Below are 12,540 nucleotides of genomic sequence, written 5' to 3'. Positions count from 1 at the left end.
CACTAAATACAGAGAGAGGTAAATGCGGAGCCACGGTCGCTTTAGCACAACAATGGGTCTGCTCACTACGTTGCATGCGTCCACAATCCTCCAAGGAACCGTAATCGAAGTCATCCGTTTTTCGGGAGCACTGCTCGCAGTCTATGGAGCGGCTAGCATCGCAATCTGGGTAGGAGCGACCCACACCTACTACGCCTGGACAGGCCAACGAGACAAACTTTCGGTAGTTGTTGCAGGGCCGAGTTTCATACGAGAGGGACCGGCATTTCGGGAAGTACTCTGGAAATTTGGAGGGCCATTCTGCGTTCTCAGTGGGATTCTGATCATTGCCTACCTGACGAACTTCGCGATCCTCTGCCCGTTATCCACCCGCTTTGAGTTCGTTCCAGCCATCTACTGCGACGGCTATCCAGATATCACTTAGACGGCGATCGGACATTCTTAGTCACCCACTTGAGCTCGCCCGAGTAGAAGAATCACTATGCGAGATATGCGCGCTGTATTCAGCATGGCCTCTCCAAACTACCGGGAGTTGAGGATTTAAACAAAGCCTTCGTCTGATACACTACGATCCACAGTGTGTATTCGTTCGCTGTTAGTCAAGCCCGAGTGCAGCCGTGAGAGCCGCCTTCGCTCCCTCATGGAGGCTCGTGCCATGTCCAACGAGAATGTGGTCGGGATCCCACTCTGCGAGCTCCTGCGGGGTTTCCTCAACCGCAGGGTGAATACCAACTGCGTCGCCGTCCTCCCGGAATGATGGCAGTGTCCCAAGCGTTTCGGGGACGAGCAATATCTTGCGCTCATCGTTCCAGAGGACGGCCTCTTCCCATTCATCATCGAGTCGCAGCATGTGAACCTCATACGCTGACTCAGAGAGCGCCGATTCAGTAGCCTCCGCTTCGACGTCGAGTTTTTGGCGGGTGAGCGACATCTCCTTCGGCACAGCAACAGCGGTATCATGCCGACGCGCCACCGTCGCAGCGTCGCGCGTGTGTCGATCTTGAAGGACGATGACACCGGCTACGTCACCTACCGCATGGAGGTGCTCGTCGAGTCCCTCGACGTCGACCGGATCGACAAGCCAGACACCGGCGTCCGTCGTTAGCGCGTGACTTGCTCGGCGGGCATCTTCATCAGGGTATGCGATCCAGCTGAATCCACCATCCCACTCTGTTGTCTCAGCAAGACTCACTTCATCAGACGTATCGGTATCAGCCATACGCATCTATTGGGTGGCCTCGCCCATACGTCTGTGCCCCGGTTGGGAGGCGGTGTTCAGATAAGGATTAAAAACTGAGGCGGTACGTCTTCAAAGTGATCTATGCCCAAAAACGACCGCCTCAACGGCTGTTTAGACGATATTAACTTAGATTTTGCGGAGCGAGAAGCAACACCGAAGCTGTTGATGAAGCTCAGTATTCAGCTCCATCCTGCTGGATTATCGCTTGGAATACTGTTTGTTTCTTGAGGTATTCGGTGTTAACCGGGTTCGATCTACTGTTCATAATTGGGTTCACAAGGCCGATTTACAGCCGAAAACTGGTCGGAGCCCGAATCACGTTGCGGTTGATGAAACGGTGATTCAGCTTGACGATGAACAATATTGGCTGTATGCAGCCGTCGATCCCGACTCAAACGATTTACTCCACACAAAGATTGAACCGACAAGAACGAACGTGATCGCGGATCAGTTTTTCGCGGAACTCCGTGAAAAACACGATTTGGATGACACGATCTTTCTCGTTGATGGGGGGGTTCCACTACACCGAGCTTGTGACAAACATGGCCTCGATATCAGATACGAACGACATGGAAATCGGAACAGCGCAGAATGTGTTTTTCGTGAGTTAAAACGTAGAACTACCAGTTTTTCAAACTGTTTTAGCAACGCCGAAGCAGAAACTGCGAACAAGTGGCTCAGATCCTTCGCATTCGCATGGAATCAGCTTATCTGAACACTATGCCGCGCCCAAAGTTGTTTACGACGGTTCGTTCACCGGCCGAATGCTTATGACACTACTCAGGTAATATGCTGGTAATGAGTACTGAAACGAGCACGAACGACGATCCCCAGAGTGGGCGAACCATCACGCTCACTCAGGCAGACGACGGCTGGTGGGTCGCCCGTGACGAGGAGACAGGTGTTGCGAGCCAAGGTGAGACGAGACAGGACGCCCTCGACAACCTCGACGAGGCAGTCGCGCTCCACAAGGGAGAGATCGGCGAGTCGATCGATACTCGTGAGGAAGAAGAGAACGTACTCGAGGAGCTCGGTATCGATCCGGATGAGGTAGCGCAGGCTCGTGATGAGCACGATGGCCTCCCCGACTTTATGCAGTAACTCGGATGGCGTCACGCGATTTCTCTGGGCGCGACATCGTCAAGGCACTCACGAAAAACCGCTTCGTCATTGTTGACCGAACTGGTAGCCACGTCAAGCTCCGGTACGAGCACCCGACAAACGACGATGATGTCCGCGTCGTCTCTGTACCGCAACACGACCGGATCTGAATTGGCACGTTGCGCAACATTGCAGACCAGTCCGGGGCGGAGGACTTCGAGAAGTGGTGTCAGTGGATCGAGCAGCAGTGCTGATACGCCAATCAGCAAAATCACTCTGAATTCGAGAACACTCATGCCCAGCGTGCGGTCACACCGAAGATAGAGACTTGAACGCGGTGAAGAACATTCTTTCTCGCGGTCGCTCACAGATAGGGGCGGGACTCTCCGAACCAACGCCTGTGCAGACTGCGCTCCCTACGGGAACCGTTTCTTCCTGCAAAACGCGTCGTGGAAGCAGGAAGCCCCGAGGCCTGACCTCGGGGTGAGTTTACTGATTCAGTACTTCGGCTCTGTTAAAATCCTCAACTGGTGATATGTCCTCAACGACTTGCTGAATACAGCGCGTGAGTCTCGTACCAACCCCGCTCTGAATTACAGAGAACCCGAACCGGCGTCACGAGGGTACTACTTTTTACGTTTCTGCTATTTTAATCCATATTCCTCTGGATCATACTCACCAAGTACGGGTACAGACAGTATTAGTGTTCCACACACAGCCAAAGAAACCCAGAACATATCTACACTGAGTGGGCCAACAGTGACCAGACTATTGCCTGGGTTAGAGAACACGATAGTCATTATTATCCCGCATACACCAAGAATTGGGAGTCGGTAATAGTGGATTTTTGTCAAGATCCGTAGCACGTTTCAACAGTCTCCACAATCGCGAATCATAATATTTGTGAACGACGCTTCTTTCGCACGCAGAGTTGTGAAAACTGCTGATTCATTCCTCACGTAGATGTGGATGCCAATCAGTGCCTTGGATATACACTCTGATGACACCAATGGGGATCAGATACGCTAATGACACGAAGTGTGGAATAGAGTAACCATCAATATCCATCGCAATTACAACACTGACAATGATGAACGTAACCGGAATAAAGACATAAAACAGAATGAGGTACAGTTCACTGAGGGGAATAAACCCAAATTTGAGTGCCTCTGCTGGTGTTCGGTTCTGATATCGCTGATCAGCGATGAAATGTCGCCACACCCGACTTAGTTGGAAGATACCGACCCCGATAATTGCTGTACCGGTAGATAGTGTGAGTATCGATCCAAGAGGTGGAGCGACTACAAAGAGTCCACCCGCAAGAGTGGTAGTCACCACGATTTGCTTCGCCGCAAATCGGATATTACGCCGATAGATCGGTGGAAGCCTCGGAAGCTTAATCAAAGGCGTTGGCTCCTCATCCCATTGCTCGTCGGGTTCCCGAAGGTGTTCCCGGATCGGCTGGGGGGTAAAAAAGGCGGTCCCGATGAATAGGATATTGATGACAACGATTTCAAGCACGTACAACAGGATAAGTTCTCCAATATTCCACCCGAAAGCGACCGTCCCAGCAACAAGTGCAGCGTTCAGTACCAAGGCTGGAATATAATCGCTCGGCTTTCCGACGTGTTCTGGCAGGTATTCACAAAGATGCGTCCAGAGTGACATACAAATGAATCTGTTCGGTATCAATGATCTGCTGTCTGGGCAGTAATAAAATACGACCTCATGCAGTTCAATGAGGTGGCATAAGGAGGGTACTTCGATGGGATTCAGTGATGGATCCTCACTTGGCGTTGACACTCATCTCCGAGAGCTATGTGCGGTGCTCATATCGAACGGAATTCCACTGATCGATGTCGGCGTGTCGAGATAGAATATCAGCGTGCTGGTGGTGCTCTATTGGTTAGAACTCACAGTGATCTTCTTTTTTTGCGGTACTCCAAGCACTACTCGTCGGTCGACGATCAGATTAACTCAACGGGAGTGATAATCGGCGCGCTGGCTGATCGGCGGGTATCTCTGTCAGTCCCCCGGACAGATGTTGCAATTCATTTGATTACTTAATAGAGGGATAAATATTCATATCCGTATGTCCTTCTTTCAGTCGGTGAAATTCTTCTGGCACCCCCGCGTTAGCAGTACAATACCCCACCTGAAAATCTGATTCGCTGACTTCAGCGTGAAGGAAATGAAGTTGCCGTGCTGAATTCATCCTCTGTATCTTGCACGCCGCTACTGACATATTATGGAGAAGTCCGTAACAGAGGCTGATTTTGGCCGTGTTTCTCTGCCTAAGACACGGAACAGGAAGTATACGGGAGACGACCGATCAGCCGGTATGACGGACGACGCCTCAACGAGCGGGCCTAGCCCTGAGGTTGACCGAGCTACGTCACACCCTAACACTTACTCGGATCGGGCGTACACGTGGCTTTCACGGAACGGGCTCTACATTTGGGCCGGGATTTCTATAGTGGCAATAGCGCTAGGAGCACTTGCCATCCCGCTTTTGGCCTTCGGGTCATTAGCAGCGATCGGTGGAGAAGAGTCGATACTCGCTGGCGGAACCGCCATCGTTCTCCTCTGTACTGTCTTACTACTCGGTTTGGCAGTCGTACTACTCAGTTACGCATACTTAGAGGTAGATCGTCGAGGGGTCCCGTTCGTCGGAGACGGCAGTGCGCGGACGCTAGCATATGATGGCATCCGAACAATAGAAACGGTCGCAGCGGGAACGTTCATCGGCGGACTCCTCACAATGCTCGGACTAGCGGTTTCAGTGGGTGATATCCCGACAATACTCTCAGTTACCGTGGTAGCAGCCGCAATCGGGCTCCCGGTAACAGTGTTGGTACACGCAGCCGGGCACTTTGCGTTATTTGTTGTTGATACGGTCTAGTGATTCGCTCTTGAACGAACACTCGCGAAGCTCCTTGGTCCCGATTAGATGGTCTCGTTTGTCTGACCGAGATCCGAGAACGACCCTCCGACTCGAAGCGCAATCGGCTCAGTTTCGTCGCTTGAGCCAATGGAGATAGAGACGATTTCTCTTCGGTACCAGTAATCGAAAATTACTGATTCAGCTGTGAAATCCCTGCTATCACGGTATCTGCAAGTTTCAAGTCAACTTGATACTCGCCGGTAGTGGTCCATACGTTGGCGTGGGCGACAATATTACGGAGAATAGAGGAGAAAGCCTCGCGCTTTAGCGCGGGGAAAATGTCAACTACACATCACTTATCGGCGCGTCCTCAGATCGGGGATCAATTATGTATTGTCGGCGTCGGACGTAATGGGCGAACGGGGCCGTTCGGAACCGGGCCCGCTACTTCGTTCACGTTTGTCAACGCAGTACGTTTGGTAAAGAAAGGTGAACGGCGGTTCCGCCCTCTTCGAGCCGCTCAAACTCGATACCGCCACCGAGTTGCCGAACACCCCAGTTGACAAGCCAGAGACCGATTCCGTGATTGTGCTGGAACGGCGACTCACCGTCGGCTCGGAACGGAGTGAGCACGCGGTCAGGGATACCGGGCCCGTCGTCGCGCACCGTGATTACCGTCTCATCATTGGCCGTAGACGGCGTCGTCTCAATTTCGACTTCGGGGGAGTCGCCGCCGTGTTCGACGGCGTTCTCGACGAGCTCGCTCAAGACCAACCGAAAAACAGCTGTATCAGCCGGTGCGGGAGTCTCCGCGGAGTCCAGTTGAATCGTCGCTTCGTCGTGAGACTCACGGAAGTCGGCGACGATAGACCTCAGTACCGTTCCGGCTTTGCGATTTTCCGGTTTCTCGTCGTCCTGAAGCATCTGACTTGCGGCACGCGCCTTACTGCTCAGTTCCAAGAGACTGTTCGCAGTGTCGTGAACGCTTTCGGCGTATCCTCGGACGACTTCGTCTTCCGCCGTCTTCTCAATTGCAGCCGTGTATCCCAAGACCGCGTCCATATCGTTCCGCACGTTGTGTCTCAGCACACGGTTCAACACTTGAACCCGCTCTTCGCGGTCACGCCGTCCAGTGACATCCCGAGCGATAGTGACCACACGCTGCTCGCCGCTAATTTCTGTTAGCGTCGCGTTGACCTCGATCCATACGACCTCGCCGCTGGCGGTCCGCAGCGCCCACTCGATATCCCTCGCCGGGTCACCGGATTTGGCCACCCCGCGGACGACCTCTCTGATCGTGTCCGCATCGAATCCGAGTGCCGTCGCCGTCACCTCTTCCGGGTCCATATCGATGATCGTGTCGCGGTCATATCCGAGGAGCTCACACATTGTGTCGTTGACATCAAGCAGCTCCGCAGTCTGCGGGTCGTAGACCCCGATTATGTCTGTCACGCCGTTGAAGATCTGTTCGAACTCTCGTTCACGACGCTTCCGCTCCGTGATATCACGGTGGATCGACAGGACTCGCTTTTTACCACCGATCTCAGCCGTCGCCAACGTAACCTCGATCCATGACTGCTCCTCGTCCGGCGGCGCGAGTTTCCACTCAATGGTCTTCGGTTCACCCGAACGGGCGACAGTCTGAATCAGTTCTCTGCCACGTTCCGCTGTGTACCCATCCTCAGTTGCGCTGAGCCCTTCAATACCGAGTTCGCGAATTCGCTTGAGATCGTCGCACCCTACGAGCTCGTAATAGGACTCGTTCACACTGACAAAGGAGAGCGTCTCCGGGTCGAAGATGGCGATAGCGTCGTTGACTCCATTGAAGATCTGCTCGTACTCCCGCTCACGACGTTTCTGTTCTGTAACATCGCGCATCAACGAGAGGACACGTCGTTGTCCGCCTACAGTCGCGACTGTGAGATTCGCTTCGATGAGACGGTGGTCGCCCTCAGCAGTTTCAATTCGCCACTCGACTGTTTCATCTTCCTCGTTTTCGCCGACATCGGTGATGAGTCGTCTCGCGCGCTCATCAGTGTACCCTTCCTCGGGAACACTGAGGTCGTTGATTCCCTGTTGAAAGATTGTGTCGTAGTCGTATCCAAACAGTTCGACGTAACTGTCGTTCACATCGACCATTTCACCCGTGTCGGGGTCGTGGACTGCGATCGCAGTGGTAACGCCGTTAAATATCTGCTCGTACTCGCGCTCACGGCGTCGCGCATCGGTAACGTCCCGAATGACTCCGACGATTCGATCAACGGCACCGCCCGGTCCGCGGCTCGGATAGCCGCGTACCTCAACCCAACGTGTCTCACCGCCAACGCGGAGTCGGTGACAGAACGTGTACGGACCCGACTCCTCCTCGCGGATATATTCGCTCATAGAGATGAGATCCGAGCGGTACGCCTCGCGATCGTCCGGATGAACGGCGTCAAGAACGGCCATCGGGTCATCATACACGCGATCGACGGGTTGGTCGAACAAATCCGCGTAGGCCTCGTTGATAAAGAGCACCTCCGAGAGGTCCGCACGGGCCAAATAGACGACCTCGTCGATATGAGTCGATATCTCGCGGAACTGACGGCGCTGCCGTCGACGATCGGTCACGTCCGTAGCGGTCGACAACACCAGTTCCTGATTGTCTGTCGTGACCTTCGTCAGCGTCGCTTCGACCCAAATGTGTTCGCCGTCAGCCGTCTCGAGCGGCCATTCAATTGGACCGACGGTTCTGCCCTCTGTTGCGGAGGTGATAACCTCCATGGCAGCGGCCTGATCGTACCCGTCGATACCCGCAGTGTAATCGCCAACCTGCATCGAAATGAGTTCCGCTCGGTCATACTTCAGTAACTCACAAAGCCGCTGATTCGCGTGGATCAACTCTCCCGTCTGGGGGTCATGAAGTGTGAGTGGCTCAGAGACGTTGTCATAGATGGTCCGATAGTCGGGGGGTGGCTGTACCTCTGTTGCGGTGACCGCCCGCTTGAGCACTGTCGTCGGCGATCGCGAGAGTAGTTCCCAGGGGAGGTACTCGGTTACACCGGACTCAAGCGCTTTAGCGATCGATACCTCCGTAGGGGCGACGTACACCACCGGTGGGGCGGAGTCGAGGGTGGCGTTCCGGACCGCCCAGTTGCTGGCCTCGGTCAGTGACGCGGCTGCGTCAGTGTCTGTCCGATCGGCGCTGCCCGACTCAGGCGTTACCGCGGCAATCACACAATCAAACTCCTCGATTGAGTCGGGAGTATCACGCTCGACAGGCGCTATTGAAACAGCGACGTCAAGCGAATCCTGTGCGTCTTGGAGCGTCGTTTCGACCGACGAAGGCCCCACCACGCCAATTGTCGGGTGTCGTTGCGTGAAGACCTCAGACATTCTCTCTGTAAGTTGAAGTCTATAGAATAATAACGCTACGCCCGTTCTAGCGGTTGTTTGGGCCGATAGAGAACAAAGATGACCCAGATATTTCAGCCCCCAACGAGTACGCCGGCCGGGGAATCATGTTTGCTGCAGTCATAAGTCGATTAGATCACTATCCAATACAGCAGTCGATACGGGACGTGATTTGATAATATAAACGTTCGCTGCCAATCTGAAGATTGTATTCGCGTACTGACAACCTGCGGCTGTCTACCGATTTCCGATCCCGTAACACTGCGACCCAGTTTATAAAGAGTCGATACAGATGACGACAATGTATGTGTTTGAGCTTCTGCCACCGCGACGACCGACGGTCTCCATCAGTAGTTCAATGTGAAAAACAGCTACACAGCGACGATACGAGAGGCAATGACGACAGTTGACGCCTTCCAGACCGCTGTCGGCGATACTCGAGAGTACGCCGGTGCACTCGGGGTTTCCGGCTGGCTCAAATTCGCCGCGCTCATTCTATTCGTCAGTCTCGGCCCCAGCATTGCGAGTCGGGTGGGGCGTTTCGCCGCGCTCGCTAGTGTGTCCGGCGAGCCGTCAGATGTTGTGTCAGCACCCGCACTGCTCGTGATCGCAGCCGCCGGACTGCTTGCGATCCAGTATATCAACGCGGTCGCGGATCTGGTGATTATCGAGTCGCTGTGTGCGAATCGGCTCCAAGTGGGAGAGTACGCCCGCCACAACCTCCGGCGCGGAGCCGAACTGTTCGGCTTCCGACTCGTGCTGCTGGTGGGGGCGGCCTTGATCGTGACGGTGTCCATAGTCGCAAGCGGCGCAACGACCCCCGAAGAGCTTCGGACAGTTGGGCCAACGGCTGGGACGCTGATCGCTGCTGGCGTTATCGTGGCTGCCGTAATGTATCTCGTGGTTGGGACACTGACGACATCGTTTGTCGTCCCGATCATGCAGCGTACGGACACAGGACCGATCGCCGGCTGGCAGCGGTTTGGGGCCAGTACCACTGGGAATCGATTGGCAGTAGCGGGCTACGTCGTTTTGTCGTGGGTAATTGGTGGAATCGCCACCTCATTCAAGTTCCTGATCTCATCTTTCTTTACTGCTATCCTTGGCGGATTCGCAGTCCTGACGCTGTCAGCAGTTGCAGAAACCACCGCGCTGCAGGTCACCGTCGGCGGTGTCTTTCTGCTTGGCTATCTACTGTTTGTCTACGTGGTGACGGTCGTTATTAACGCCCCAATCAAGAGCTACCTTTGGTATGCTGCACTTGAACTGCTCGGGTTGTGTAACGCCGACCTCGACTTTCTCGGTGTCGCCAGTGATAGTGACTCTTCCGACAGCCGTGCACACAGCGTGGCGGAGGTCACAAGCCACACCGACGACGACCACAACGAGAGTAACGAGGATGAGAAGTGAGAATGGTGATGATTCAAGACATGGCTGGTCGTGAATAATGCTGTTTAGGAGGGATTGTGTTGACTGTTGATGGATTTCTGTCTAGACTGTTGCTTAGTATTGCAATTGCATGGATAGGATTGACTGCGATGACTAGTGGGGTCAAATCTCTGAAAGATTGGTGGGAGGTGTTAACAACAGATTCAATGTCAGTCGCTGAGGCTCTCGCAACTAATGAATTAAGTCAGATCCGAGGCCGTGTTCGTCCAACCCAATCAAATGGCGCTCTTCTCTCGCCATTACGAAATAAACAATGTGTAGCTTATGAGTATAACATCAGTAAAATAGTACAGGATACCGGTCGCAGCTCTATTGACTCTAACATTACTTATAATTCGTTCATCATCTCTGATGGAACTGCGGATATTCTTGTTAATCCTGACGAAGGTAGTTTGTCGCTTAATATGACAGCGAATAGACTCACCAGTAAACGAGAAATTATGGAACAAACTGCTGATGAACGGCTTGATTTGGAACCATCAGCATATACATCGGACGTAGGCGAACTCACAGTGCCTATCGAGTTAAATGAGGGAACAATCAGCATTGGCGAGAAAATCACTGTCATTGGAAAAGCAGATCCAGTGCTAGAGGAAGCAACCACAGATGCGGATGCAGTCATGACATCCGAAGAAGATTACTTGGCAGTGATGAATGACGACCCGGGAAAAACCGCGTTGAAGAAAGCTGCTCGGGGAATTTTTCTGTTGATAGTGGGATTACTCTTCAACATTTTCGCAATACTTGTTCTCACCACCGCTATCTCTGACATAGTATAAGCGAAGCAATGCTGAGAGAGGGATCTGATGAGTGCGCGCTGTATTCAGCAGCGCCTTTCGAATGTAATCTATTGCTGTCAGAAGCTGCGTGACTGATACAGAGAGTCTATCCAATAACTACTCGGCTCAAAAGCTCGACTAACTGCACCGTCTATACCCACACTGGTGTCTGAGAATAGTTGTGAAGATCAGGACGTCCAATCATACGAGATCGTTGCCAGAGATAATACAGGCCGCCAGCGACGAGCACCGGCGTTGCAATGACAGGCACGATGAAATTGCTGAGGGCAGCGAGCGGGATGAGGAGATACCATCGAGTTGGTTTGTACTCCGTCAAGTCGGTCCTAAAGACGCACCACCAATCAATAATAAATGAAATGATGTAGAGGGCGGTCATCACATAGAGCAATAATCCGGCAGCAGCTGTCGCTGCGAGCGAGAGCACTTTGATAACCAATTCTGCATCTGAGTTTGCTGGTTCAGATGGCCCAAGTAGAATGAAAACAAACGCAAATGCATACAGTAATACTCCAAAGAGGATGGTAATAGCAATTCCATACCACCATCTGCTGACTGATTCTGCTGTCATTGAGATAGGTATTGACCTATCATATGTTGATTCTGATTAGTCATTTCAATTTCTGAAACAGAGCCGTTGTGAGCGCACGCAGTGCAGTATTGGGGTAGTTGAATTGGGTCCTGATACTCGATAAAGCCGCATCAGGTGTGCACTGATCCAATCAAGCCACAAAATCGTGACAACGTTGGACACTCAGTCAGAGTAGCTCTCGAAGTGGTTTGTCACGGCTGTTAACGTAGTAGCTCGTGAGATCAATCAGGAGTTTACAAGCAATTGCAGTGAAGATGAGGGGCCCACGAGCTGTACTTTCAACGCTGCCAGTGTTTCCCTCTGTGGACTCATATGCGAGCACCACAATGAGTAATCCAGCGCTAGCTAACGCGAATCCCTGCCAGAAGACTCCCTTGACAGCCATCCAAGCGGAGGTCTCACGATACTTGCCATCATAGAAATACTCTGAAATTGTTCGACTACCCTCACTCAAAAAAACGACACCGGCGCCGGTGAGAACCCACGCTGGGGTGGGAGCCGGATCAGATGCTGCGATAACCGGGCCAACAACGAGTCCGCCAAATCCAATCCACACGACAGTGAGCAGCGGGATAATGAGCAACAGCGCAGGAATAGTACCAAGATAGATACCGACATCAGTACGCGGTATCAAGAGTCGCTTGTCCATCACACTGCTGTCATCGGACGAGGACGTATTATTCGCATTCTTAGAGCGGCTATCAGAGGAAAGGACCCGTACTGCAGCGATGAGAGTGCCATTAAGATCATCAAGCCCGGATTCGCGGTCAGGTCGGTGCCCAGCAAACAACGCTCGGATGATCGCCCAGATAGCAAGCACGCCGAGCTCAAGCCAATAGAATGTCAAGAGCGCTACAGCAGATGTGCCAACTACAAGGAGTCCGACTATGGGGATGGTGTTCGCCACGAACACAGAGAGAAGGTTTCTGTCCAACGGCAGAGTTTGTAGAGAAAACAATTCTCGCATTGAGTTATGACGCGTTATTGAATGCACCTTTTAAATACCTAAGACGCTGTTGATGGGCCTGAAATTGGACTGCGTTTTTAATATAGCCGACAATGGGTCATCTGACTAGCTCCTCCA

Annotated in this window: 10 protein-coding genes and 3 pseudogenes; 8 read left to right on the top strand and 5 right to left on the bottom strand. The window is 52.8% G+C overall.

Going from position 1 to position 12,540, the window contains the following annotated elements; genetic code table 11:
* Positions 1-52: 52 nt before the first annotated feature.
* Positions 53-424 carry a hypothetical protein gene (locus SD626R_RS16255; RefSeq protein ID WP_137782577.1) on the top strand — a complete coding sequence of 124 codons (372 nt, stop codon included), beginning with the start codon at positions 53-55 and terminating at the stop codon, positions 422-424.
* A gap of 171 nt (positions 425-595) precedes the next feature.
* On the opposite strand, the gene SD626R_RS02020 is transcribed toward SD626R_RS16255, so the two are convergent.
* Entirely contained in the window at positions 596-1,219 is a 624-nt protein-coding gene (locus tag SD626R_RS02020; RefSeq protein WP_092562788.1) for a hypothetical protein, read from the bottom strand.
* 102 nt (positions 1,220-1,321) lie between these two features.
* Here SD626R_RS02020 and SD626R_RS02015 point away from each other — a divergent pair.
* The 4 genes and pseudogenes from SD626R_RS02015 to SD626R_RS02000 form a co-directional block, all read left to right on the top strand.
* Positions 1,322-1,955 (top strand): annotated as a pseudogene (locus tag SD626R_RS02015) (IS6 family transposase).
* Positions 1,956-2,038: 83 nt separating this feature from the next.
* Positions 2,039-2,341 carry a type II toxin-antitoxin system HicB family antitoxin gene (locus SD626R_RS02010; protein WP_092562785.1) on the top strand — a complete coding sequence of 101 codons (303 nt, stop codon included), beginning with the start codon at positions 2,039-2,041 and terminating at the stop codon, positions 2,339-2,341.
* A gap of 5 nt (positions 2,342-2,346) precedes the next feature.
* Positions 2,347-2,595, top strand: a pseudogene (locus SD626R_RS02005) (type II toxin-antitoxin system HicA family toxin).
* 26 nt (positions 2,596-2,621) lie between these two features.
* Positions 2,622-2,817: pseudogene (locus SD626R_RS02000) on the top strand (zinc ribbon domain-containing protein); the annotation flags it as partial.
* A gap of 472 nt (positions 2,818-3,289) precedes the next feature.
* Here SD626R_RS02000 and SD626R_RS16250 read toward each other — a convergent pair.
* Positions 3,290-4,009, bottom strand: coding sequence for a DUF6498-containing protein (locus tag SD626R_RS16250; protein WP_137782576.1), 720 nt, complete (start codon positions 4,007-4,009; stop codon positions 3,290-3,292).
* A 673-nt stretch (positions 4,010-4,682) separates the two neighbouring features.
* Between SD626R_RS16250 and SD626R_RS16245 the strand changes: the two genes are divergently transcribed.
* Positions 4,683-5,243, top strand: coding sequence for a hypothetical protein (locus tag SD626R_RS16245; protein ID WP_137782575.1), 561 nt, complete (start codon positions 4,683-4,685; stop codon positions 5,241-5,243).
* A gap of 444 nt (positions 5,244-5,687) precedes the next feature.
* Here the strand turns inward: SD626R_RS16245 and SD626R_RS01990 are convergent, their stop codons facing one another.
* A complete protein-coding gene (locus tag SD626R_RS01990) occupies positions 5,688-8,600 on the bottom strand; it encodes a PAS domain S-box protein (RefSeq protein ID WP_092562782.1) in 2,913 nt (970 codons plus the stop codon).
* Between the two features lie 414 nt (positions 8,601-9,014).
* Here SD626R_RS01990 and SD626R_RS01985 point away from each other — a divergent pair, with 414 nt between their 5' ends.
* Positions 9,015-10,028 (top strand): DUF7544 domain-containing protein, encoded by a 1,014-nt coding sequence (locus SD626R_RS01985; protein ID WP_092562779.1) that lies wholly within the window; start codon positions 9,015-9,017, stop codon positions 10,026-10,028.
* A gap of 128 nt (positions 10,029-10,156) precedes the next feature.
* Positions 10,157-10,846, top strand: coding sequence for a hypothetical protein (locus tag SD626R_RS16240; protein ID WP_176697248.1), 690 nt, complete (start codon positions 10,157-10,159; stop codon positions 10,844-10,846).
* Between the two features lie 151 nt (positions 10,847-10,997).
* Here SD626R_RS16240 and SD626R_RS16235 read toward each other — a convergent pair whose 3' ends face one another.
* Both SD626R_RS16235 and SD626R_RS01980 read right to left on the bottom strand, forming a co-directional pair.
* A complete protein-coding gene (locus SD626R_RS16235) occupies positions 10,998-11,435 on the bottom strand; it encodes a hypothetical protein (protein ID WP_137782573.1) in 438 nt (145 codons plus the stop codon).
* Positions 11,436-11,622: 187 nt separating this feature from the next.
* Positions 11,623-12,423, bottom strand: a complete 801-nt coding sequence (locus tag SD626R_RS01980; RefSeq protein ID WP_176697247.1) for a DUF6498-containing protein — start codon at positions 12,421-12,423, stop codon at positions 11,623-11,625.
* Positions 12,424-12,540: the final 117 nt, after the last annotated feature.

The organism is Halorubrum sp. SD626R, from assembly GCF_001261915.1.
Lineage (GTDB): Archaea > Halobacteriota > Halobacteria > Halobacteriales > Haloferacaceae > Halorubrum.
Note: the sequence above shows the minus strand (reverse complement) of the source record. Positions and strands in the feature narration are given on the sequence as shown.